The 24,886-nt window shown below is 52.8% G+C and carries 9 protein-coding genes (1 of these 9 cut by a window edge); 7 read left to right on the top strand and 2 right to left on the bottom strand.

Annotation, left to right across the window (positions count from 1 at the left end; all coding sequences use genetic code 11):
* Positions 1-115 precede the first annotated feature (115 nt).
* Both FGI41_RS24695 and FGI41_RS01360 read left to right on the top strand, forming a co-directional pair.
* The gene (locus tag FGI41_RS24695) at positions 116-655 is read left to right on the top strand and encodes a CBO0543 family protein (RefSeq protein ID WP_176560063.1); all 540 of its coding nucleotides are present in this window, start codon (positions 116-118) and stop codon (positions 653-655) included.
* 113 nt (positions 656-768) lie between these two features.
* Positions 769-1,347, top strand: a complete 579-nt coding sequence (locus tag FGI41_RS01360; RefSeq protein WP_139488098.1) for an HD domain-containing protein — start codon at positions 769-771, stop codon at positions 1,345-1,347.
* 80 nt (positions 1,348-1,427) lie between these two features.
* On the opposite strand, the gene FGI41_RS01355 is transcribed toward FGI41_RS01360, so the two are convergent.
* A complete protein-coding gene (locus FGI41_RS01355; RefSeq protein ID WP_255298274.1) occupies positions 1,428-2,453 on the bottom strand; it encodes a DUF3231 family protein in 1,026 nt (341 codons plus the stop codon).
* Positions 2,454-2,924: 471 nt separating this feature from the next.
* Here FGI41_RS01355 and fabD point away from each other — a divergent pair, with 471 nt between their 5' ends.
* The 4 genes from fabD (at position 2,925) to FGI41_RS01335 (ending at position 7,852) form a co-directional block, all read left to right on the top strand.
* Positions 2,925-5,234, top strand: a complete 2,310-nt coding sequence (fabD, locus tag FGI41_RS01350; protein WP_139488096.1) for an ACP S-malonyltransferase — start codon at positions 2,925-2,927, stop codon at positions 5,232-5,234.
* A gap of 192 nt (positions 5,235-5,426) precedes the next feature.
* Positions 5,427-5,675 carry an acyl carrier protein gene (locus tag FGI41_RS01345; RefSeq protein WP_139488095.1) on the top strand — a complete coding sequence of 83 codons (249 nt, stop codon included), beginning with the start codon at positions 5,427-5,429 and terminating at the stop codon, positions 5,673-5,675.
* Complete coding sequence (locus FGI41_RS01340) at positions 5,653-6,900, top strand: beta-ketoacyl synthase N-terminal-like domain-containing protein (RefSeq protein ID WP_139488094.1); 1,248 nt, start codon at positions 5,653-5,655, stop codon at positions 6,898-6,900. The genes FGI41_RS01345 and FGI41_RS01340 overlap by 23 nt, the downstream gene beginning before the upstream one ends.
* 160 nt (positions 6,901-7,060) lie before the next feature.
* Positions 7,061-7,852, top strand: a complete 792-nt coding sequence (locus FGI41_RS01335) for a tyrosine-protein phosphatase (RefSeq protein WP_139488093.1) — start codon at positions 7,061-7,063, stop codon at positions 7,850-7,852.
* A gap of 112 nt (positions 7,853-7,964) precedes the next feature.
* Here FGI41_RS01335 and FGI41_RS01330 read toward each other — a convergent pair whose 3' ends face one another.
* On the bottom strand, positions 7,965-8,453 hold the full coding sequence (locus FGI41_RS01330; protein ID WP_139488092.1) for a hypothetical protein: 489 nt from the start codon (positions 8,451-8,453) through the stop codon (positions 7,965-7,967).
* 610 nt (positions 8,454-9,063) lie between these two features.
* On the opposite strand from FGI41_RS01330, the gene FGI41_RS01325 reads away from it, so the two are divergent.
* Positions 9,064-24,886, top strand: the 5' portion of a protein-coding gene (locus FGI41_RS01325) for a non-ribosomal peptide synthase/polyketide synthase (protein WP_139488091.1). 14,555 nt of this gene lie beyond the right edge of the window; the window shows 15,823 of its 30,378 coding nt (coding positions 1-15,823); its start codon is at positions 9,064-9,066; the stop codon falls past the right edge of the window.

Below are 24,886 nucleotides of genomic sequence, written 5' to 3'. Positions count from 1 at the left end.
GAGTTGGACAGTGATTGGCAAATCGCCCCGGAGCCGATGCAAACGGAATCATATTTGAACTTCTATATGGAAATAATATCAATGTCAGTGTTAGATTGGATGGGGGAGGGAAGTCTTGCTTTATACCATTGCGTCTGTGATGACCATTCTGGTTGGCGTCATAATCCTGCTGGCCGCTTGGGTTTATGGTGATTGGAGGAACTGGAAGAAGTACTATCCAACGATCATTTACATTATTTCCGTCGATCTTTTGATTACGGTTCTCATGTATGATTATCCCCTGTGGCATTTTGAGAAGACCTTATTCATCCCGAATCATACCCTAGCAGACTTTTTCATCTGTTTTGTCAACTTTCCACCCATGATGATTCTGTATCTGTCACGCTTCCCGTTTTCGTCTGGTTTTCTGAAGCAGTCCGGATACATTCTGCTGTGGACGACGATTTTTTCGTTGGTGGAATTAATGTTTCATTATATGGGCCTCACCAGCTACCATAATGGCTGGACATACTGGTGGTCAGTGATTGTGTGGGTGTTCCTGTTCATTGGAACCCGCCTTCATCATACCCGGCCACTATGGGCGTGGGTGCTTACGTTTGTGATGACACTGTTTTTGATTTTCCACTTCGAGATCCCTGTCACCACGTTCAAGTAAAAAGCAGTCTGGCACCTGAACCCACTAGGCGTAGACTGCTTTTTCTTTGTTCCCACATCCTATAAAATAAAGAGATCAGATTCAAACGCCACGAGAGGAGCTGTACCAAAGCGATGGGAGAACACACACAGACCTATCACCAACTCATCACCTTCATGAAGGAACTGGGACGCCTAAAGGACACCACCCGCACGGCATGGACAAAAGAAGGCCGGCAAGAGAGTGTCGCAGAGCATTCCTGGCGGCTGGCTATGCTTGCTTTTGTGCTGGAGGATCATTTTCCTGACCTGGATTTTCATAAAGTGATGCAGATGTGCCTGATCCATGACCTTGGAGAAGCTTACGAAGGGGATATCTCCGCCACCATTAAGGTGAATCTGGAGGGACAGCTGGAAAAAGAAGAAGCAGACGTACGCAAGCTCTCCGAATCCCTGCCCGATCGGACCCGCAACAAGCTGCTTGACCTCTGGTGGGAATACAACAAAGTGGAGACCAAAGAAGCCAAGCTGGTCAAAGCCATCGACAAAATCGAGACGATCATTACGCATAACCAAGGCGCGAATCCGGCTGATTTTGATTACGGATTTAATCTGGAATATGGCCGTTCCTATGCACAGTTTGACCCGATCATCCGCGCGATCAGGGAGATCGTAGACGGCGAGACGCAGGAGAAGGTGAAGAAGCCGGACTGAATCGCTCGACCAATACGTACTTGAATCAAGCAAAAGCAGTCTAACACCTGAAATCAAGGGGTAGACTGCTTTTTTGTGTATCAACTCATGACCAGTTCGTCCCGGTTCGGCGCTAATGGCGTCTGCTCCAGCCATTCGTTTTTGATCATCAGCTTGGCTCCGGTTTCCGAATATAGACCAATCTCACTGAACAGCCGTCCGTAAGTCGCTGCGAGATCATGCCGCTGGCTTCCCGATATAGCCGAACCGTAATTAGATAATCCAAGCGCGTTCAAGCCCATGATGTGAAACAGCATGAGCTTATCAGAGAACGGCGGTTCTGTGGAATCCATGATATCATGATCCCAAGACATGGCGGCAGGCAATTCCTCATTTCGAAAGATATCGCTTAATACATCCATATGCTTCGACGCGATTTCTTTGCCCCGAAGGAAATAGTCTCTCACCTCAACGTTTTCGGCCACTTGACTGAAGCCCATTACGAGTGCTTTCCCCAACGCATTCGACTGGATGTTTGAATGAATATGGGTGATCTCTAGAGCATTGAGAGGGCGGTTCTTACCGAGAAATCCGGCTAGAAAGCTGGGCGACTCCACAAAATCGACTCCATGCGGAACCGTAATATACGGGGGTCTGATAAAAAGACCTTTGGATAAAGAGATATTGGCCACCTTGTTGTAAAGCGAGGTCAACGAGACAATACACTCCGAGAAAAAGTCACGGACATCGGAGCGGGCGATGTTAGGCAGGGCAACCCCATAGAGATTGAACCCGCTTTTGGTTGTCTGATGAAGATAATTCAAGAAAAACGTATCCGAAAACAGCCGGGGAGCCTTCAGATTTACATCCTGATTGGTGAATCCGACCGGAATCGGGAACGCCTCATGCGCAAAAATATCTCTGACCCGTTCGACATGCTTCTTCGCAAGCGACACGGCATACTCCAGCGCTTCCCTGATTTCCCGATCCTCCACATGCTCATAAAAATATTGAAGAACGCACACAGACATCGAATTCCCCATATACGTGCCCCACAGGTTGGCAATTTCGGCCGACGTCAAACGAATGTTATGGTCAGTTGAAGACACATTTGGTTTTTCTGCCATCATGCTTTCCTTTCTTGTGGCTTGTTTTCAATAGAATCTGTAGAGAATGGCTGATTTAGTCATCGAATCGTAAAAAGAGGATCATTCATGAAGGGATGACGTTCCCGTAGGTTTCACGAGAATGACGCAAAAGAATCAGGAGGCTCTGCGCGGCTTCGCTCCGTATCAAAAATTAATAATTTCCGTAAAATAATGGAATATCGCCTTGACGTTACTTATTCCTTTTCGTAAAATTTATTTGTTACCTAACCGAATCGAATCGATGTTTCGGCACGTTGGAGGATGTTAGGGTCTATAGGGAATCAGATTTGGTAGTGTGTATGAAGTTTCATGCAGATGATCTGGGAAAGGTATGTCCTCATTTTGTTTTTCTGGAATCCCATCCGGTTACTCTTACATTTGTCAGAGAGTAATCGGATTTTCTATTTTTCTGGAAAGGGAACGAATCATAGTAGGAGAGGTGTTTGAGACATGGTTACATATGTTTTTCCAGGACAAGGCTCCCAGCATAAAGGGATGGGGGGTACTCTTTTCGATGAGTTTGCCCATCTGACTGCCCAGGCTGATCAGATCTTAGGCTATTCGATTAAGCAGTTGTGCTTGGAAGATCCGGCACAGGAGCTGGGCAAGACTCAGTTTACCCAGCCGGCACTGTTCGTCGTGAATGCACTTAGCTATCTGAAGAAGGTAAATGAAACTGGCCGGAAACCAGACTATGTAGCCGGGCACAGCCTGGGTGAATACAATGCTCTGTTCGCAGCAGGTGCATTCGATTTTGAAACAGGCGTGAAGCTGGTCAAAAAGCGCGGCGAATTGATGAGCCAAGCGGCAGAAGGGGGAATGGCGGCAGTCATCGGATTCTCACCGGAAAAAATCAACGAAGTGCTGATAGAGAATGGTCTGACCGAGATTGATATCGCCAACCATAACAGCCCGTCCCAGATCGTCATCGCGGGGCGCAAAGCGGATATCCAGCGGGCGAAGCCGATCTTTGAGGCGGCAGGTGTGCGGGTCTATCTGCCGCTCAACGTAAGCGGTGCGTTTCATTCCCGTTATATGAGCGATGCAGAACGCATCTTTGCTGACTACCTGAATCAGTTTCCGTTTGCTCCACTGGCGATTCCGGTTATCTCGAATATTCATGCAAGACCGTATAAACAGGCAGACCTGAAGACCAACCTGGTCAAGCAGATCACCAATCAAGTCAAATGGACCGAAACCATCCGCTACCTGATGGGGCGTGGGGAGATGGAGATTGTCGAGGTCGGGCCGGGTAACGTACTGACCAAGCTGGTAACGACCATCCGCAGAGAAGCAGAACCACTAGTGGTGGCAGACGAGGCTGAGCAGGCCATGGCAGAAGTGGCTGCAGCGGTCGAAGCACCTTCAAGCACACCGCAACCGTCCCAGCAAGCAGCTGCACCAGCCAAATCCGCTGGTCTCAGCGCTTCCTCCTTGGGTGATGAGCAGTTCAAAAAGGACTACAACCTCAAATACGCCTACGTGACCGGTTCCATGTATAAAGGCATCGCCTCCGAAGAGATGGTCATCCGAGTCGGGAAGGCCGGGATGCTTGGATTCTACGGGACGGGCGGCATGAGCGTTGAGCAGGTGGAGAAGGCCATCCGGCGCATCCAGCAAGAGCTCAACCAAGGACAAGCATATGGCATGAATCTTTTACATAACCTGGGCAATCCGACTGCTGAGATGAACATGATCGACCTGTACCTTCAATATGGTGTGAGAATCATGGAAGCGTCTGCCTTCATGAGCATCACCCCGGCCCTGATCAAATACCGGGCAAAAGGGCTCAGCCGCAACGCAGACGGCACCATCCACACCGCCAACAAGCTGATCGCCAAGGTATCGCGTCCAGAGGTGGCGGAAGTCTTTTTGAGTCCGGCTCCCGAGCATATGGTAGAAAAACTCCTGCAGGAAAACCAACTCACGTCACAGGAAGCCGAATGGCTCAAGTCCGTTCCGATGGCAGATGACATCACCGTCGAAGCAGACTCAGGCGGCCACACCGACATGGGAATCGCTTATACCCTGATGCCTGCGATGATCAAGCTGCGCAACGAAAAGGTACAGCAATACGGCTACGCCAAAAAAGTACGGATCGGAGCCGCAGGTGGAATCGGCACACCAGAGGCAGCCGCCGCAGCCTTCATCTTGGGCGCGGAATACATCACCACAGGCTCGATCAACCAATGTACGGTGGAGGCAGGAACCAGTGATGCGGTGAAAGACCTGCTCCAGCAGGCCAACGTACAGGATAACGAATATGCACCGGCTGGCGACATGTTCGAGTTGGGTGCCAAGGTACAGGTACTCAAGAAAGGGCTGTTTTTCCCGGCGCGGGCCAATAAGCTCTACGATCTCTACCGCCAATTCAACTCCTTGGACGAGATCGACGACAAAACCAAAAAGATGATCCAAGAAAAGTACTTCTACCGTACCTTCGACGAGGTCTATCAAGAGATCAAAGACTACAAGTCATCAGCCGAGGTAGAAAAAGCCGAAAAAAATCCGAAGCACAAAATGTCACTGGTGTTCAAATGGTATTTCGCCCATTCTACCCGTCTGGCGCTCGCCGGCGACCAAGCCCACCGCGTCGACTATCAAATCCACTGCGGTCCTGCTATGGGGGCGTTCAACCAGTGGGTCAAGGGGACACCGCTGGAAGAGTGGCGTAACAGACACGTAGATGAGATTGGCCTCAAGCTGTTGACGGAGACCGCTGAGACGCTGACCCGCAGACTGTCGGCGATTGTCGGTTAATGCTTCGAACAGGTTCATGAACAGGTGACATATTTACAAAAAAATATAAAAAGTTCATTGTAGAATTTTCAGATTTCACCTATTATTGGGGAGAATACAAAAATAACATCTACCAACCAAATCATCCTAAGTTAATAAGACAGGCAATACGCTCTCTTGTCCGCTTAGGAATACAACCAGGAGGAATTTAGCATGAGCAAACAACAAATTTTTGAAATCATCGTTGGTCATATTCTTGAGCTGCTGCCTGAATTGGAAGGCCATACATTCCATCCGGAAGACCAACTGAAGGACCTGGGTGCCAACTCCCTCGACCGTGCTGAGATCGTGATGATGACCATGGAATCACTCGGTCTGCAAATCCCGCGCGTTGAATTCGCAAATGTAAAAAATATTGGCGAATTGGCTGAAGTGTTCTATGCAAAAGCAACCGCAGTCTAATCTGATCATCTCTGGAGTCGGTGTCACTTCTTCGATTGGCCAGGGAAAAGAGGCATTTGCCTCTGCTTTGTTGGCAGGCTCGCATGCTTTTTCCGTGATGGAGCGTCCGGGAAGACAGCATGACTCAGCTTTTATCGGTGCGGAAATCCCGTCACTGAACATTCCGGACAGCTTTTCCAAACGGAATCTGCGGACAGCCTCCTATACCGGGCAGGTGGCGTTGGTCACTTTGCATGAAGCGTGGCAGGATGCCAAGCTGGACGGGGTCGATCCTCACCGTATCGGCTTGATCATCGGCGGCTCCAATACCCAGCAGCGGGAATTGGTACAGGTTCAGGAAGCGTATCACGATCGGGCTTTCTTTATCCGTCCCAACTATGCGGTCTCCTTCATGGACAGTGACGTGTGCGGTCTATGCACCGAGCAGTTTGGGATCAGAGGTATGGCGTACACGATCGGCGGGGCTTCCGCGAGTGGACAGGCCGCGATTATTCAGGCGATTTATGCGGTTCAGACAGGTCAGGTGGATGTCTGTATCGCCATGGGTGCGTTGATGGATTTATCCTATTGGGAGTGTCAGGCCTTCCGTTCGATCGGGGCGATGGGTTCGGAACGCTACGCCGATGATCCGGCCAAAGCCTGCCGTCCGTTTGACACCAACCGAGATGGCTTCATCTACGGGGAGTCCTGCGGGGCTGTCGTCATCGAGCGGGCTGACTTCGCCCGGGAACGCGCGGGTGAAGACGTCAAGCCATATGCCCGGCTCTCTGGTTGGGCGATGAGCATGGACGCCAACCGCAACCCCAATCCTTCCTATGAAGGCGAGGTGCGTGTGATTCAGCAGGCACTGGCACAGGCTGATTTGACCGCACAGGAGATCGATTACATAAACCCACATGGTACAGGCTCCCACATCGGGGACGAGACAGAGCTTGCCGCCATTCGTGACTGCCAGCTGTCCCATGCCTATATCAATGCGACCAAATCCATCATCGGACATGGACTCAGTGCCGCTGGTACGGTAGAAGTGATCGCTACCCTGCTGCAGATGGAGGCGTCCATGCTTCATCCGACCCGCAATCTGGAGGACCCAATCGATCCAGACCTGCATTGGGTACGTCAGGAAGCGATCCCACACCATATCCAGCACGCCTTGACGCTGAGCATGGGATTTGGTGGAGTCAATACTGCGCTTTGTCTGAGCCGTGTCCCAAACAATGGGTAAAAATAAGCGGGCAAACGAAACGCATTGATAGCAGATGCTACAGCAGTTCCGAAAGAGCCAATGCCTTGTGCATTGGCTTTTTTTCTATCGTCAGAGTGTTTCTGTCATCAAGACGTTTTTGACAGGAGCAAGATTGACCCAGAAGAAAGGAAAGATGGGGATGAACCATAAAGAGAGAAGCCAGCTACGACCATTTGACGGGGTAGCCAATTTTCGCGATGCCGGGGGCTTCGGAACCGAAGACGGACGCATGATGAAAAAAGGGATGCTCTATCGTTCGGATGACCTGTGCAAGCTGAGCCAGCATGATATCGCCCGGATTGAACAGCTCGGGATCAAGCTGATTGTTGACCTGAGAACGCCCAACGAATGCAAATCCAAACCAAGCCGAATTCCCAAACAGAGCGGGATCGAGACGATCCATGCATCGATGCAGCATGAGAGCCAGACCTACTCCCGTTCTGAGTTTTTCCGCCTGCTGACGCAAAAGCCCAAAGAACTGGATTTTGCAGCGATCATGAAGGATGTCTATCAGAAGATGGCGCATGACCGTAAACAGCAGATCCAGCAGATCATCACTGCCTTGTCAGACGAGAAGAATTACCCCGCCATCATCCACTGCACAAGCGGGAAGGATCGGACCGGTTTTGTGGCGGCCACCCTTCAACTGCTGGCCGGTGTCCCGTATCAGACCGTGATGGAGGATTATCTGCTGTCCAATGAACACATCGGACCCCGCGCGAAGAAGATGGAGCAGGCCATCAGATGGATCAGCCTTTTTAGGATTACATCGGAGCAGATGAAGCCATTGTTTGAGGTGCGCTATGATTTTCTCGATGATGTGCTGCAGGATGTGCTTCGAACCCATGGATCAATCGAGGAGTATCTGTGTCAGGCGTGTGAGATTGACCGAAGCAAGGTCGTCAGGCTCAGAGAGTTGCTGACCGAGTAAGACTACGCGAAAAAAAGCATAGCCATAACGATAAAAGCCCTTTGCTGGAATGCTATCCAACAAAGGGCTTTTTGCTGTTTACAGGGCTTCGTCGAGGATGCCATCCTGCCGCTTAGCGTGCTTTTTCCCGGTTTCGGATCTCCCAGTTGAGCCCCTCCACCGGATCGCCTTCCTGCCACACCTGATACAGATATACCAAAATCGCTACAGCAATCATCATGGCATACGTCGTGAGAGCAGGCAGGTCGCCCGTTGCCATACCCAGTCGGCGTTGAACCGGATACCAGACGAACACATATAGGCCGTCCAGAACAAGATTCACCGTTAGATACACCCAGAACTTTTGATACGTAAACCGCAAAATCCAGATGGTCGCCACCAGATACGCACTGTATACCCACGGAACGTTGGCCACGCGATCCCATCCAAAAAGCCCTGATTCCCTCCACCAATTGTAATGATAGGCAGCTTGATAGACCAATGTATTGATCACCGTCACAAACAATGCCGCCGGCAAATATCGTCGCAGAGTTGATTTGTCCAAAAAGAGGATGGAGAGCCACGGAACGATCAATAAGCTCCACAATATGATTTGATTCATGAAAATGCCTCCGGAAATTTCATGCCATCTATACTAGGCAACAACCCCAGTACAGTGAAATTACTGTTAATATGGCAAGGAGATGGGCTTCATATTCAGTTTTTACATCCGGGGCACGCCGATGATCACAATCAGGCTGCTTCTTTTTATTTTACCCACATAAATAATCAGATCGAACTGAATTGGTATAACACATTTCTCCTAAAATGTTTGACCATATCCAGTCAACTCGGAAAGTGTGAATAACAAAAATAACGACATGAAGCAGTAAAAAAACGGCCTGTCATGGTCTGAAATAAGCATGAAATGGAAAGGGTAGGGAATTGGTAGCAGTCATCGTGTGTGACAACTAGGAGATTGGTAGTTATTGGAAGGTGGGACGAAATTAACAAATGTTAAATATTATTAAGGATAACGGTGTTATTTTATGGATATACCAGAATAAAATATCGATAAATTGCGAAAAAATGGACATCAACATAAAAATATATAAAAAATTAAAAATTACACACAATAGACAAAAATTACATATTTATTCCATATAAAAATAAGTTAGAATGGCACTAGGATAAATTATCCAGTTATTTTTGTTACGAGGGGGAAATTTGACATGGATCAGCATGGTAACGGGTATCCATTAACCCATGCGCAAAAACGCATCTGGTACATGGAACAGCTATGGAAAGAGACAAGCATTTCTAACTTGGGAGTGGTCATCACCTATCAGGCTGAGAAAATTGACTATGATGCCTTGGGGCAGGCGATTCAGAGTGTCCTGCGCCAGCATGAGGCAGTCCGGCTGCGCATTGTCGTGGACGACGAAAATAAAGAACCCAGACAATATACAGCACCCTATCAGCCAAAAGAGATCCCGTTCTACGACTACAGCCGTGCAGAACATCTGGATGAGATGTACAGCTGGGCGCAAGAGAGAGTACAGACGCCGTTTGAACTGTATGACAATGACTTGTATGAACTGGCTCTGATCAAGCGGAGTGAGCAAGAAGCTTTTCTGTTTCTCAATTTCCACCACATCATCGCAGATGGTGCCGGGCTCGTCATGCTCCTGAATCATATTGTGGATGAATATGCTAGCATCACAGGTGAACCACAATCACTGGAGGATCGCGAGGAACAACAGCGGCCTGCTTATACGGAAGCGATTGCAAGCGAACAGGAATATCTGGAGTCTTCCCGTTTCCAAAAAGATAGAAAATTCTGGATGGAAGAATTTACAACACTTCCAGAATTTACAGGATTGAAGCCGTACGATCACTATGCGGTCAGCTCCAAGGCGACACGCAAACAGATTGTCGTGCCGCAGGATTTGCGAAACCGTATTGAGGCGTTCTGCCAAGAGCAGAATCTCGGGGTGTTCCCACTGTTCATGTCGATGCTCAACGTCTACGTGTACCGTGTCACCGGACAGGCTGATATCGCGATTGGGACGACCTACCACAACCGTTCCAGTGCCAAAGAGAAAAATACACTGGGGATGTTCGTTGCCACTGTGCCGTTCCGCATGCAGGTGGAGCCGGGAGATGATGTGCTGTCGTTCATCCGCAAGGTAGCGAAAAAACAGGCAGGTCTTCTGCGCCACCAGAAATATCCGTACAACCTGCTGGTCAATGAACTGCGCGAGCAGCATCGTGATTTCACCCGCTTGTTCAGCTTTACCGCTGAATATCAAGTGATGGATTACCAGCAAAAAGACGGGATTCGCTTTGTGACCGAGCCGATTTTTATGGGCCATGAAGGGGAAGACTTCACTCTCCATATCAAAGATCGCAAGGATACCAATGAGCTGGTTCTTGACTTTGACTACCGCCATGAGGTATTTACGGACGCGGAGATGGGGCGGATTTTTGACCGTCTGATGCATCTGATCGATGATGCGATCACACACCCTGAGAAATGCTTGGGTGAACTCGGGATGCTGTCTGAGGTAGAGCGTCAGCAAGTGCTGGTCACCTACAACGACACGGCTGCAGATTACCAGGCAGATCAGACGATTCATGCATGGTTCGAAGCACAGGCCCAACAGGCGCCGGATCACCTGGCTGTCGTCTACGAAGACCAGAAGCTGACCTACGGCGAACTGAATGCACGTGCCAACCAACTGGCCCGCGTGCTGATTGATAAGGGAGTAGGCAAAGATCAAATCATTGCCATAATGACGGAGCGCTCAATCGAGACGATCGTCGCAATCCTCGCCGTGCTCAAGTCAGGTGGAGCCTATGTTCCGATTGACCCGGTCTATCCGGTTGAGCGGATTACTTACATGCTCGAAGACAGTCAGGCGAAGATTCTTTTGACCCAAAGCCATCTGGTCGATAAGGTATTGTTTGACGGACACGTGCTTGCGCTGGATGAGGCTAAGCTGTTTAGTGGGGAAGCGGACAATATACAGTTGAACATACAACCAGGTGATCTGGCGTATGTGATCTACACCTCAGGGACGACCGGCAAGCCAAAAGGGGTCATGGTCGAGCACAGTGGGATTGTGAATCTGGCCACTTTTTTCCAGAACGAGTATGGTCTTACTCAACAGGATCGGATGGTACAGTTCGCCAGCTTCTCGTTTGACGCTTCTGTCTGGGAAATCACGATGGCCTTGTTGGCGGGCGCTACCTTATACATACCGACACAGGACACCGTGTACGATGTAGTTGCATTCGGCAACTTTATGGAAAGCAATCAGATCACGACAGCGCTGATTCCACCGGTTTACATCGTCAATGTGGATGCGGACAAGCTCCAATCGCTGCGTCTCCTCGTGACAGGCGGCTCCGCTACGACCAGCGAGATCGTTAATCAGTGGAGAGACCGTGTCACTTATCTGAATGCGTATGGCCCGACTGAATTCTCGATCATCGCAACGACATGGCAGGGGACAGAGCGCACCGACAGCGTACTGCCGATCGGTCAGCCGATCCCGAATGCACAGGTCTACATCGTCAATGAGTGGAATCAGCCACAGCCAATCGGAGTACCAGGTGAGTTGTGTGTAGCAGGAGCAGGCTTGGCGCGCGGGTATTGGAACCGTCCTGAACTGACCGCAGAGAAATTTGTATCGAATCCTTTTGCACCAGAAACAAAAATGTACCGTACAGGAGACTTGGCACAGTGGCTCCCGGACGGCACAATCGAATATCTCGGTCGTATGGATGATCAGGTCAAAATCCGTGGCTTCCGCATCGAGCTTGGTGAAATCGAGACACAGCTGCTCAAGCACACAGCCGTCCATGAGACCGTGGTCGTGGCGCTTACCGATGAGAGCGGTCAGACCGAGCTGTGCGCCTATATCGTAGCCGAACCGGATGCAGAGTGGAGCATCACCGACCTGCGTGAACATATCGGTCAAAATGTACCCGCTTACATGATTCCGGCGTATTTTGTCCCCGTCGAGCGTATGCCGCTGACTGTCAACGGTAAAATCGACAAAAAAGCCCTGCCAAAGCCTGACAAGAGCAACAGCCTCCTGCAGAGCGAATACGTCGCACCGCGCAATGAGACAGAGACTCTGATCGCAGAAGCTTGGCAAAAAGCTCTGGGGGTAGAACGTATCGGGATTACTGACAACTTCTTTGAAGCAGGGGGCGACTCGATCAAGGCGATCCAGATCTCAGCCCGACTCGGCAAAGAAGGCCGTAAGCTTACGATGGGTGACATTTTCAAATATCCGACGATTGCGGAGTTAGGCAAATATGTAAAAACAGAGACCAACACCTTTGACCAAGGCACGGTAGAGGGTGAGGTACTGCTGACACCGATTCAGCGGTGGTTCTTTGAGACACAAAAAGAAGACCTGCATCATTTTAACCAAGCGCACATGCTCTTCCGCAAAGAAGGCTTTGACGCTGGGATCATCCGTCAGGTATTCACCCGCCTCGTGGAGCATCACGACGCGCTGCGCATGGTTTACACTTTTGGCGAAGGAAACCAGGTGCAACAGGGTAATCGGGGTGTCGTTGGCGCGACAGACCAGTTGTTTACCCTTGACGTGATCGATCTCACACACGAAGCGGATGAAACGGTTGTGGCAGAGATGGTGGAGTCGGAATCCAACCGTCTGCAATCAACCATCGACCTGAAGGGACAAGGCCCGCTGATCAAGCTTGGCTTATTCCAAACCATGACGGGCGACCACCTCTTGATCGTGATCCACCATCTGGTGATCGACGGTGTCTCCTGGCGCATCTTGTTCGAAGATTTCAACACAGGCTACACCCAGGCGCACAACGGGGAAGCAATTGTGTTCCCGGCGAAGACCGCTTCTTTCCAAGAATGGGCGACACGTCTTCATGCCTATGCCACTGACAAAACTCTGCTCAAAGAGAATATGTACTGGAACAAGCTGGATGAGACTGATGTGAAGCCGTTGCCAACCGATCTGCCGGCTGTGGAAAACCGGATGAAACACAGTGCAACGCTTACCGTCGAACTGTCGAAAGCAGCGACCAAACAGCTCATCAAAGGGGTTCATCATGCCTATCATACCGAGATGAACGACATTCTGCTCACCGCTCTCAGCCGTACAGTCCAAGAGTGGACACAAGATGACAATGTGCTGATCCTCCTCGAAGGTCACGGACGCGAAGAGTTCATACCAGGGATGGATATTACCCGAACAGTAGGGTGGTTCACCTCCGCTTATCCGGTCATTCTAAACACTGGCGCAGATGAACTCTCTGCCCAGATCAAACAGGTAAAAGAGACCCTGAGACGAATTCCGAATAAGGGGGTCGGTTATGGAATCTTACAATATTTAACACACTCAGTCAATGAACCGATGTGTTATAAACTGCAACCAGAGATCAGTTTTAACTATTTGGGGCAGTTTGACCAGGATACGGAGACAGGTCTGTTCCAAGCCTCCACGCTGTCGGCGGGCAATCCGATCAGCCCTGAGTTTGTCCGGGGGCAGCAGCTTGATCTGTTCGGCGGTATTTTTGGCGGTAAGCTTCGGATGGAAGTGCTGTACAACCAGCAGGCCTTCCACGAATCGACTATCCGCCGCTTTACGAAGCGTTTTAAAGAAAATCTGCTTGCCATCATCGAGCACTGCGCGGCGCAGACAAGCAGCCAGCAGACACCGTCCGATGTGGGGGCGAAGCAGTTATCCATAGAAGAGTTTGAACGGATTCAATCTGTCTTGCAGGAGACGGCAGGAGATGCTGTGATCACCAAGGTGTATCCGCTCTCCCCGATGCAGGAGGGGATGCTGTTCCATGCGCTGATGGAGCAGGGCAGTCCGGCTTATTTTGAGCAGACGACGATTCCGCTGCAGGGTGCTTTTGATTTGGACAAGATGAAAGAAAGCTTCCAGATGCTGTTGAACCGTCATGATATTCTGCGAACCGTATTTGTCCATGAGCAGCTGTCCCGTCCGTGGCAGGTTGTGTTGGGTGAGCGCCGGGCAGAGGTACAGTGGGTGGATATCTCGCATCTGAGTGTACAAGAGCAGTCTTCCTGCCTGCAGGCATACAAAGCACAGGATAAAGAGCGTGGCTTCGATATGTCACAGGATGTGCTGATGCGACTTGCTGTTCTGAAGACGGGTGTGGAAGAGTATCAGATGGTCGTGAGTTTCCATCATATTCTCTTAGACGGCTGGTCTCTGGTTACAATCTTGTCCGAGCTGATTGGGACTTATCATGCGCTGCTCAATGGTCTTGTACCGGAGCTGGGTGAGATCGAGCCGTACAGCGAATATATCAACTGGCTGCAGCAGCAGGACCGTGCAGAAGCAGCTGCCTACTGGCAAGAGCATCTGAGCGGCTACGAGGAGCCTGCTACTCTGCCAAAAGCTCACAGTGGGCCGATCCATAGCGGACAGTCCAATGGTTACGTGCAAGAGACCCATGTGTTCTATCTCGACACCGAGACGACGAGCCGTCTGGAGCAGCTGGCGAAGCAGGTCAATGCCACGCTCAACAGTGCGTTCCAAGCGATCTGGGGCATGCTTCTTACGAGATATAACCGAGTGGATGATGCCGTGTTCGGGGCGGTTGTCTCTGGACGCAATGCGGGTGTGAATGGCATCGGGCAGATGATCGGTCTGTTCATCAACACGATCCCTGTACGTGTGCAGGCGAATGCGGAGATGACTCTCTCCCAACTGTTCCAACAAGTACAGACCCATGCACTGGCCTCATCCGCCTATGACTACCTGTCACTCGCTGACATCCAAGCAGGGACGGATCTGAAGCAAGGTTTGCTTGATCATCTGCTCGTCTTTGAGAACTATCCGGTACCGCCGGAAGAGAAGGCAGAGTGGGAAAAGCAGCTTCGTTTTGACTTCGGTGGCATGGATGTGTTCGAACAGACGAACTATGATTTCAACGTGATTGTACTTCCGGGAGGGGGTCTGTGCGTCAAGTTCATGTACAACGCACAGGTGTATGACAAGGGGATGGTAGAGAGCATCGCGGCCCATCTGCAACAGCTGATCGGTCAAGCGATCCAGCATCCGCACGCGACTGTCCAAGAACTGGATATCCTCACCGCTGCAGAGCAGGAGCAGCTGATCTATGCATTCAACCAGAATGAAACGGCTTATCCAAAAGACAAGACGCTCGCACAGCTCTTCGAGGAGCAAGTGGCAGCAGCTCCTGAGAGGGTAGCGCTGAGCTTTGAGGGAGAAGTCTGGACGTACGGACAGCTCAATGCCCGTGCCAATCAGCTGACCCGTCAGCTCCAAGCCCATGGCGTCCGTCGCGGTGATGTCGTTGGTTTGCTGATGGAGCGTTCCTGCGAGATGATCGCCGGGATCTTCGGGATTCTCAAAGCAGGTGCGGCTTACCTGCCAATCGACCCTGAGTTCCCGCTGGAGCGTGTGCAGTTCATGCTGGCGGATACCCAGACGGATGTGATCGTGACCCAGAGCAGACTTTTGCAGCACCAAGCGGTTGAGTCTTTCGGTGGACAAGTGATTGAGTTGGACGGCCCGGCACTGTTCGGTACCGATACAGCGGATCTGGAGCAGCCTGTGGGCACAGCGGATGATCTCTGCTATATCATCTACACCTCCGGCACAACCGGCCAGCCAAAAGGGGTCATGACCACCCACGCCAATGTCAGCCGTGTTGTCAAGCAGACCAACTACATCGAGATCACGCCGGAGGATGCGCTTTTGCAGCTCTCTAACTATGCCTTCGACGGTTCTACCTTTGATATTTTTGGTGCGTTGTTGAACGGGGCCAAGCTCGTACTGGTGAAAAAAGAAACCGTGCCAGATGTCCAAGCGCTGACCGTGCTGATTAAGAGTGAAGAAGTCAGTGTGTTCTTCGCTACTACGGCTCTGTTCAATGCGTTGGTAGACGTGGCGGTAGACAGCCTGCAGGGTGTGAGAAAAATCCTGTTCGGCGGTGAACGCTGCTCGGTGCGCCATATCCAGACGGCTTTGGAGGCTCTGGGTACGGACCGGTTGATTCATGTGTATGGGCCGACGGAGACGACTGTTTTTGCCACGTACTATCCGATCAATGAAGTGGCAGATGCGGCGGCTACCGTGCCGATCGGTCATGGGATTGCCAACACCGAATTATATGTCGTCGATGCTTATAACCGCCTGATGCCAGTCGGCGTACCGGGTGAACTCTGCATCGCGGGGGATGGTGTGGCACTCGGCTATCTCAACCGTCCGGACCTGACTGCTGAGAAATTCGTTCCACATCCATTCCAGTCTGGCAAAACGATGTACCGCTCCGGTGACCTCGTCAGATGGCTCGCAGACGGTAGCATCGAATACCTCGACCGGATCGATGGACAGGTCAAAATCCGCGGCTTCCGCATCGAGCTGGGCGAGATCGAAGCGAAGCTTACCGCGCATGAGGCGGTACAGGAAGCGGTCGTCGTGATGTTCAAGGACGCGACGGGCCAAAGCCAGCTATGCGCCTACTTCACAGCCAAGAGCGAAGTGGATACGGGCGAGCTGAAAGCATACATCGGCCAAAGCCTGCCGTCCTATATGATCCCGTCCTGCTTCATGCAGCTTGAGCGAATGCCGCTTACCACCAACGGCAAAGTCAACAAGCGTGCACTGCCACAGCCTGAGCTGACAGGCAGCCAACAAGCCTACACCGCCCCACGCACCGAGACAGAGAAGAAGCTGGTCAGCATCTGGAAAGAGCTGCTGGGAGCAGAGCGCATCGGCATCCATGACGACTTCTTCGCCCTCGGCGGCCATTCGCTCAAAGCCACTGTACTCGTCTCCAAGCTGCATAAGGAATGCAATACCCAGATTTCGCTCCGCGAGCTTTTCCAGAACCCGACCATCGCAGGCTTGGCACAGCTGATCGAGCAGGCGGAGGAGAGCCACTATCTGGCGATTCAACCGGTGGAAAAACGCGAGTACTATCCCGTCTCCTCCGCACAAAGACGCTTGCTGATCTTAAGCGAGATGGATGGGGCAGAGCTTGCCTACAACATGCCTGGCATGCTCAAGCTGGATGGCCCAATCGACGCCACTTGCCTCGAATACGCGCTGCAATCGCTGGTCGAACGCCATGAGAGTCTGCGGACTTCTTTTGACTGGGTGGATGGAGAGCCGGTCCAGCGGGTACATGATGATCTGGTGTTCCGCATGAGACATACCCATCTCGTCTCCGAACGGGTGGAGAAGCAGCTTAACCGCATCGCGGCATCCTTCATGCAGCCATTTGATCTGAAGCAGGCGCCGTTGTTCCGTGTGCATCTGGTCACCTATGGAGTAGACCAGCACCTGCTGTTGATTGACATGCACCATATCATCTCTGACGGGGTCTCCATGAGCCTGTTCTGCGACGAATTGTCCAAGCTCTATGCCGGACAGACGCTGGAACCGCTTCACCTCCAGTACAAAGATTTTGCCGTCTGGCAGCAGAACCTCCAACAGACCGATCTGATGAAAAAACAGGAAGCCTACTGGCTCGACGCCCTTGCTGGGGAAATCCCTGTCCTGCAAATGCCGACCGACTACCCGCGTCCGGCTGTTCAGAGCTTTGAGGGTGACATCGCACCGTTCGTGGTAGAAAAAGAACTGGCCCAACAGCTCCGCCAGCTCACCGCCGAGACGGGAACGACCCTGTACATGGTGCTGCTTGCCGCCTTGCAGGTGACACTCGCCAAGTACAGCGGACAAGAAGAAATCTTGATCGGAAGCCCGATAGCAGGCCGTCCGCATGATGACCTACAAGCGATCATCGGGATGTTCGTCGGTACGCTGGTGCTGCGTGGCTTCCCGGCGGCTGAGAAGACGTTTGCTGACTATCTGGCAGAGGTGAGAGAGACCACTTTGCATGCTTTTGAACATCAGGAGTATCCGTTTGAAGAATTGGTAGAGAAGCTGTCTATCAGACGTGACTTGGGCCGTAACCCGCTGTTTGATGTGATGTTCGTCCTGCAAAATGCGGGGGACAGCACGCTCAAGCTGGATGGTGTGAACGTCACGCCGTATCAGAATGACAGCTACAACCTGTCGAAATTCGACTTCATCCTGCAGGCACAGGAGGCCGGGGAAGAGATCGAGTGCTGGCTTAACTACTGCACCAAGCTATTCAGCCGTGAGACGATGGAGCGGTTTGCCCGCCATTATAAGCAGGTGCTGCGCATGATCGTGACCAACCGTGATGGGCGTCTGGCAGAGATCAACATGATGAGCGAGGCAGAGAAACAGCAGATCCTCCACACCTTCAACGATACGGCCTGCGACTATCCGAAGCATCTGACCCTGCATCAGATCTTAGAAGCCCAAGCGGCGAAGACACCGGATCGGATCGCTGTCCTGTTCGATCGAGAGAGCCTGACCTATCACGAGCTGAATGCCCGTGCCAACCAGCTGGCCCGCCGACTGCGTGCAGCAGGTGTCGGCCCGGATACGATCGTACCGCTGATCATCGAGCGTGCCACCGAGATGTCTGTCAGCATCATGGCCGTGCTCAAAGCGGGCGGTGCTTACCTGCCGATCTCACCTGAGTTCCCGCTCGACCGGATCGAATACATGCTGGAAGACTCGGGAGCCAGCCTGCTTTTGACCCAATCCTATGTACAGGTAGACGTGGCCTTTGCAGGTACGGTGATCCATGTGGACGATCCATCCGTCTACCAAGGCGACGACTCCAATCTGGAGCACATCAACAAGCCGACTGACTTGGCCTATGTGATCTACACCTCCGGCTCCACCGGCAAGCCTAAAGGCACCCTGATCGAGCATCACTCCGCGATCAACCGGATCGGCTGGATGCAGAAGGCATACCCGATCAGCGAGACAGACGTGATCCTGCAAAAGACCCCGTACACCTTTGACGTATCAGTCTGGGAGCAGTTCTGGTGGTCCTTCGTCGGAGCATCGGTCGCCTTCCTGACCCCAGGCGGTGAAAAAGAGCCTGCCGTCATCGTCGATGCGATTGACACCTACCGCGTCACTACCATGCACTTCGTCCCATCGATGCTGCATGCATTCCAAGAGCATATCGACGGGTCTGCCGACATCGAACGGCTGTCCAGTCTGCGCTGGGTTTTTGCCTCAGGGGAAGCCTTGCAGGTGGCGCATGTGAACCGCTTCAACCGACTGCTGTACCACCGATACGGGACACAGCTAATCAATCTGTACGGCCCGACCGAAGCGACTGTAGACGTATCGTACTTCAACTGCGCAAGCGATGAAGAAATCGACCTCGTACCAATCGGGAAGCCAATCGACAATACACAGCTCTACGTGGTTCATCCACGGCATCCAGACCAGCTCCAGCCTGTCGGCATCGCGGGTGAACTCTGCATCGCAGGGGTTCAGCTGGCACGCGGCTACCTCAACCGCCCAGACCTGACCGCCGAGAAATTCGTCGACAACCCATTTACCCCAGGTGAAAAAATGTACCGTACAGGCGACCTCGTACGTTGGATGTCTGACGGCAACATCGAGTACCTCGGACGGATCGATCATCAGGTCAAAATCCGCGGCTACCGCATCGAGCTGGGCGAGATCGAAACGCTCCTGCTCCAGCATCCAGCGGTCAAAGAAACGGTCGTCGTAGCCAGAAAAGACGAATTCGGTCAATACGATCTGAGTGCCTACTTCGTCGCAAGCGAAGAGCTGACGATTGCCGGACTGCGCCAGTACTTGGCAACTGATCTGCCTGAGTACATGATCCCGGCGTATTTTGTCCAATTGGATGCCATGCCGCTGTCAGCCAACGGGAAGATCGACCGCAAGCTGCTTCCTGAGCCATCCGCAGGCCGTGTAGCGACAGGGGTGGAGTATGTCGCACCACATACCGCGACCGAGATGCGTCTGGTCAGCATCTGGCAGGAGCTCTTGGGGGTAGAGCGGATCGGTGTGCGCGACAACTTCTTCGAGCTCGGCGGCCACTCGCTCAAAGCAACCGTGCTCATCTCCCGACTCCACAAAGAGTTCGAGGTAAAAGCAGCTCTGCGCGACATCTTCCATGCCCCGACCATCGAAGGGCTTGCCGAACGGATTGAACACACGCAAAAAAGCAGCTACACCGCGATTGAACCTGTGGAAGAGCGTGACGCGTATGCCGTATCGTCTGCGCAGAAACGTCTGCTGATCCTAAGCGAGCTGGAAGGAACAGAAGTAGCCTACAACATGCCTGTCGTGCTGCAAATAGATGGCGAGCTGGATGCATCCCGTCTTGCGGAAGCCTTGCAGGCGCTGATTGGACGCCATGAAAGTCTGCGGACATCTTTTGAGTGGATGGACGGGGAACCTGTGCAGCGTGTTCATGGCGAGGTAGATTTCCGTCTGCTCTATCATCCGCACGTTGCGGCGGAGAAGGTGGATGAACTGCTGAAGGGTTTTGTCCAGCCATTTGATCTGGGGACGGCGCCACTGTTCCGGGCTGAGCTGATTACCTGCGAGGAAGCAGAGGCTGTCACCAGTGCCGAACTGATCAATCAGGGTGAACCTAGTAGAATCAGCTCAGAAGCAACTGCCACACGCACACAAAGACACTACCTCCTGCTCGACATGCACCACATCATCTCCGATGGTGTCTCTATGAATCTCTTGTTCAGCGAGCTGTCCCAGCTCTACGCAGGCGAAGAACTGCCAGCCCTGCGTATCCAGTACAAGGATTTTGCCGCTTGGCAGCAGGCGCAGTACGGTACCGAGCTGATGCAGAAGCAAGAGAACTACTGGCTCGAAGCCCTCGCAGGAGAGATCCCGGCCCTGCAGCTGCCAACCGACTACGTCAGACCATCCGTCCAAAGCTTCGATGGTCAACTGCACCTCTTTAGCGTCGACTCCGACTTGACCCAATCCCTGCGCGAGCTGGCAGCCGAGACCGGAACCACGATGTACATGGTGCTGCTTGCCGCCTTGCAAGTGTTGCTTGCCAAATACAGCGGTCAAGACGACATCCTCGTCGGCAGTGCCATCGCAGGCCGTCCACACGCTGATCTGCAGTCCATCGTCGGGATGTTCGTCGGCACGCTCGTCCTGCGCGGGTTCCCAACGAGCGAAAAGAGCTTCGCTGACTTCCTGCACGAGGTCAGAGAGACATCTCTGCACGCTTTTGAAAATCAAGATTATCCGTTCGAAGAGATCGTTGAGAAGCTTAACATCCGCCGTGATATGAGCCGCAACCCGCTATTTGACGTGATGTTCACCATGCAGAACTTCGGGGAGGCCAAGTTGACCTTTGGAGACGCAGAAGGGATCCCGTATGATACGGGCTACCAGGTGGCGAAGTTCGATCTGTCCCTCGAAGCCCAAGAAGCAGATGATACGCTCAACTGCTGCCTCAACTACTGCACCAAGCTGTTCAAGCACGAGACCATCGAGCGGATGGCCGGGCATTTTACCCAAGTCCTGCGCGCAATTGTAGCGAACCGTGACGTGAGACTGGCTGATGTGGAAGTGATCACCTCCGCGGAGAAGGAACAGTTGATCCACAGCTTCAATGACACGACCGTCACCGATCCGAACTTCGATCTGACGATCCACCAGCTTTTCGAAGCACAAGCTGCCCGTACACCAGACGCGATCGCCCTGGTTCACGACGATCTGACCTGCACCTACCGCGAGCTCAACGAACGTGCCAACCAACTGGCCTACAAGCTTCAGGCCAAAGGCGTCGGACGCGGAACCATCGTCGGTCTGTTGAGCGAACACTCCATCGAGCTGATCATCGCTATCTTTGCTGTCCTCAAAGCAGGCGCAGCCTACCTGCCGATGGCTCCCCGCACACCGGAAGAGCGGATCTCCTACATGCTCGAAGACAGCCAGGCGAAGCTTCTGCTCGGTCAGCCACAGCTGCTGGCACAAGTGGACTTCGGTGGTGAGATGATCAATCTGACCGACACCTCGCTCTATACCGGAGAGACGGCTAACCTGCCTTGCACCAATGTAACCGACGATCTCGTCTACGTGATCTACACCTCCGGCTCCACCGGTAAGCCAAAAGGCACCATGCTCAAGCACAGCGGTCTGGTCAACTACATCACATGGGGCACCAAGCAATATCTCAAACAGGAAGCAGATTCGTTCGCCCTGTATTCTTCGATTGCTTTTGACTTAACAGTGACAAGTATCTTTACACCGTTGATCAGTGGAGGAACAATCAACATCTACCCAGACAACGGCGACGGCTTCGTCCTCGACAAAGTGCTGGCGGATAACAAATCCACCATCGTCAAGCTGACCCCGGCCCACTTGACCCTGCTCGACGGCATGGATCTGCGCGATTCGATCATCCATACCTTCATCGTCGGCGGGGATGATCTGAAGACCACGCTGGCTCAATCCATCACAGAGGCATTTGGCCGTGAGCTCTACATCTACAATGAATACGGCCCGACCGAAACCGTCGTCGGCTGCATGATCCACCGCTATGACCCGACGTATGACACAGGTGCATCTGTCTCCATCGGGAAGCCAATCGACAACGTCCAGCTCTACGTCATCGATCCGCTCAACCCGGCACACCTGCAGCCAGTCGGCGTAGCAGGGGAGCTCTGTATCGCTGGTGTCCAGCTGGCCCGTGGCTATCTCAACCGCGACGACCTGAATGCGGACAAATTCATCGAGAACCCGTTCACTCCAGGCCAGCGCATATACCGTACAGGTGACCTCGCACGCTGGCTGTCAGACGGTACCATCGAATACCTCGGACGGATCGACCATCAGGTAAAAGTACGCGGCTACCGCATCGAGCTGGGCGAGATCGAGATGCAGCTCACCGCACACGAATCCGTGCAAGAGACCATCGTCATCCCGCATACCGCTGCCAACGGTCAGACCGATCTGTGCGCTTATATCGTCGGAGCAGGCACAGGCGATATCCGCATCTCCGAGCTGCGCCAGCACTTGGCTAGACAGCTGCCGTCCTACATGATCCCGGCGTATTTTGTCCAGATCGACCGCATGCCGCTTACAGCCAACGGTAAGGTAGACCGCAAAGCACTGCCAGAGCCGACCGGCCACACACTGGCATCTGAGTCCTATGTCGGCCCGCGCAACGAACGTGAAGCGATCCTTGCATCCGTCTGGGAGCAGGTACTCGGAATCAAGCCAATCGGCATCCATGACAATTTCTTCGAATGTGGCGGCGATTCGATCAAAGCGATCCAGATTACTGCCCAACTGAACAAGCATCAGCTCAAGCTGGAGATGCGCACGCTCTTCAAGCATCCAACGATTGCTGAGCTGGCTCCATTGGTCAAGGGCAACACCGTCACCTCCGATCAGGGACTGGTGGCAGGCGAAGTCACGCTGACCCCGATCCAGCAATGGTTCTTCGGCGAAGGCTTCACCGATCCGCACCATTACAACCAAGCACAGATGCTGTACAGAAAAGAAGGCTTCGAGGAAGAGGCGGTACGTCAGGTATTTGCCCGACTGGTGGCCCACCACGATGCATTGCGGATGGCATATCACCTCCATCCAGAAGGACGTGTGAGCCAGATCAACCGCAGTCTCGAAGGCGAATTCTTTACGCTGGATACTCTCGACCTGCGCGATGTCACAGATGAGGCCGACATCACAGCGCTGATCGGGCAAAAGGCAGATGAGATCCAAGCCGGCATCCAGCTCGACAGCCAAGGCCCACTGGTCAAGCTCGGCCTGTTCCATACCACAGAAGGCGACCACCTGCTCATCGTGATTCACCACTTGGTGATTGACGGGGTATCCTGGCGCATCCTGTTCGAAGACTTTACCAGCGGCTACCAGCAAGCCATGCGAGGCGAGGCGATCATCTTCCCAGCCAAAACCACTTCGTACAAAGACTGGGCCAGCGGACTGCAAGCATACGCCACCAGCAAAAAGCTCCAACGCGAACGCGCCTACTGGAGCAAGCTGGAGCAGACCGCCATCCAGCCGTTGCCGACCGCAGTGGACGAGTACGAGAACCGCATGAGCGATATCACCGTGCACAGCGTAGAGCTTGCTGAAGCCGATACCCAGCAGCTGCTCCAAGAAGTACACCGTGCCTACCATACCGAGATCAACGACATTCTCTTGACGGCCTTCGGTCTCGCGGTCAAAAACTGGACCGGACATGACAACGTACTGGTCCTGCTCGAAGGCCATGGACGTGAAGAACTGATCGAAAACGCGGATATCTCCCGCACCATCGGCTGGTTCACCTCCGCGTTCCCAGTCGTACTCGATATGAAGCAGGCAGGAGACATCGCCCATTCCATCAAGCATGTCAAAGAAACCCTGCGCCACATTCCAAGCAAAGGGGTCGGCTATGGCATCCTGCGCTACCTGACTCCAGAGGAGAACAGGGGAGATCTGACTTGTGCTCTCCGACCAGAGATCAGCTTTAACTATCTCGGTCAGTTTGACGCAAGCATTGGAACTGGCTCGGAGGCAGATGGATTCAGCCTGTCAACCTTACCAGCAGGCCAGATGATCAGCCCGGACGCAGAGCGCTCTCACCTGATCGATATCAATGCCGTGACCGTGGGTGGCAAGCTCCAGCTTCATGTGATGTACAATCACCACGCCTTCCAAGCAGAACAGATGGAGCGATTCACCGAAAGCATCAAGGCCAATCTGCTCGGCATCATCGATCATTGCACCACCAAGCCAGACAGCGAGCATACCCCATCCGATCTGGGCAATGCAGCGCTGACTCTCGAAGAGTGGGAGACCATCCGAGCAACGGTTGCAGCCCAAGACGAGCAAGCCGAGATCGTCAAGCTCTACCCGCTGTCTCCGATGCAAGAAGGCATGCTGTTCCACGCCAAGCTCGACCAAGAAGCATACGCCTATCTGGAACAATACTCCGTACCGCTCACAGGCACACTGGATCTCGGCCTCTTGGAGCAAAGCCTCAATGCCGTGATCGGACGCTATGATGTCCTGCGCACCGTATTTGTCCACGAGCATCTGTCCCGTCCGCTGCAAGCCGTTCTGCGTGAGCGTCAGACCCGGATTCATTTTGAAAATATCAGCTCGCTCGACGATACGGCACAGCAGG

The organism is Brevibacillus dissolubilis, assembly GCF_006170445.1.
Taxonomy (GTDB): Bacteria; Bacillota; Bacilli; order Brevibacillales; family Brevibacillaceae; genus Brevibacillus_B; species Brevibacillus_B dissolubilis.
This window is presented reverse-complemented; position numbering and strand designations above follow the sequence as displayed.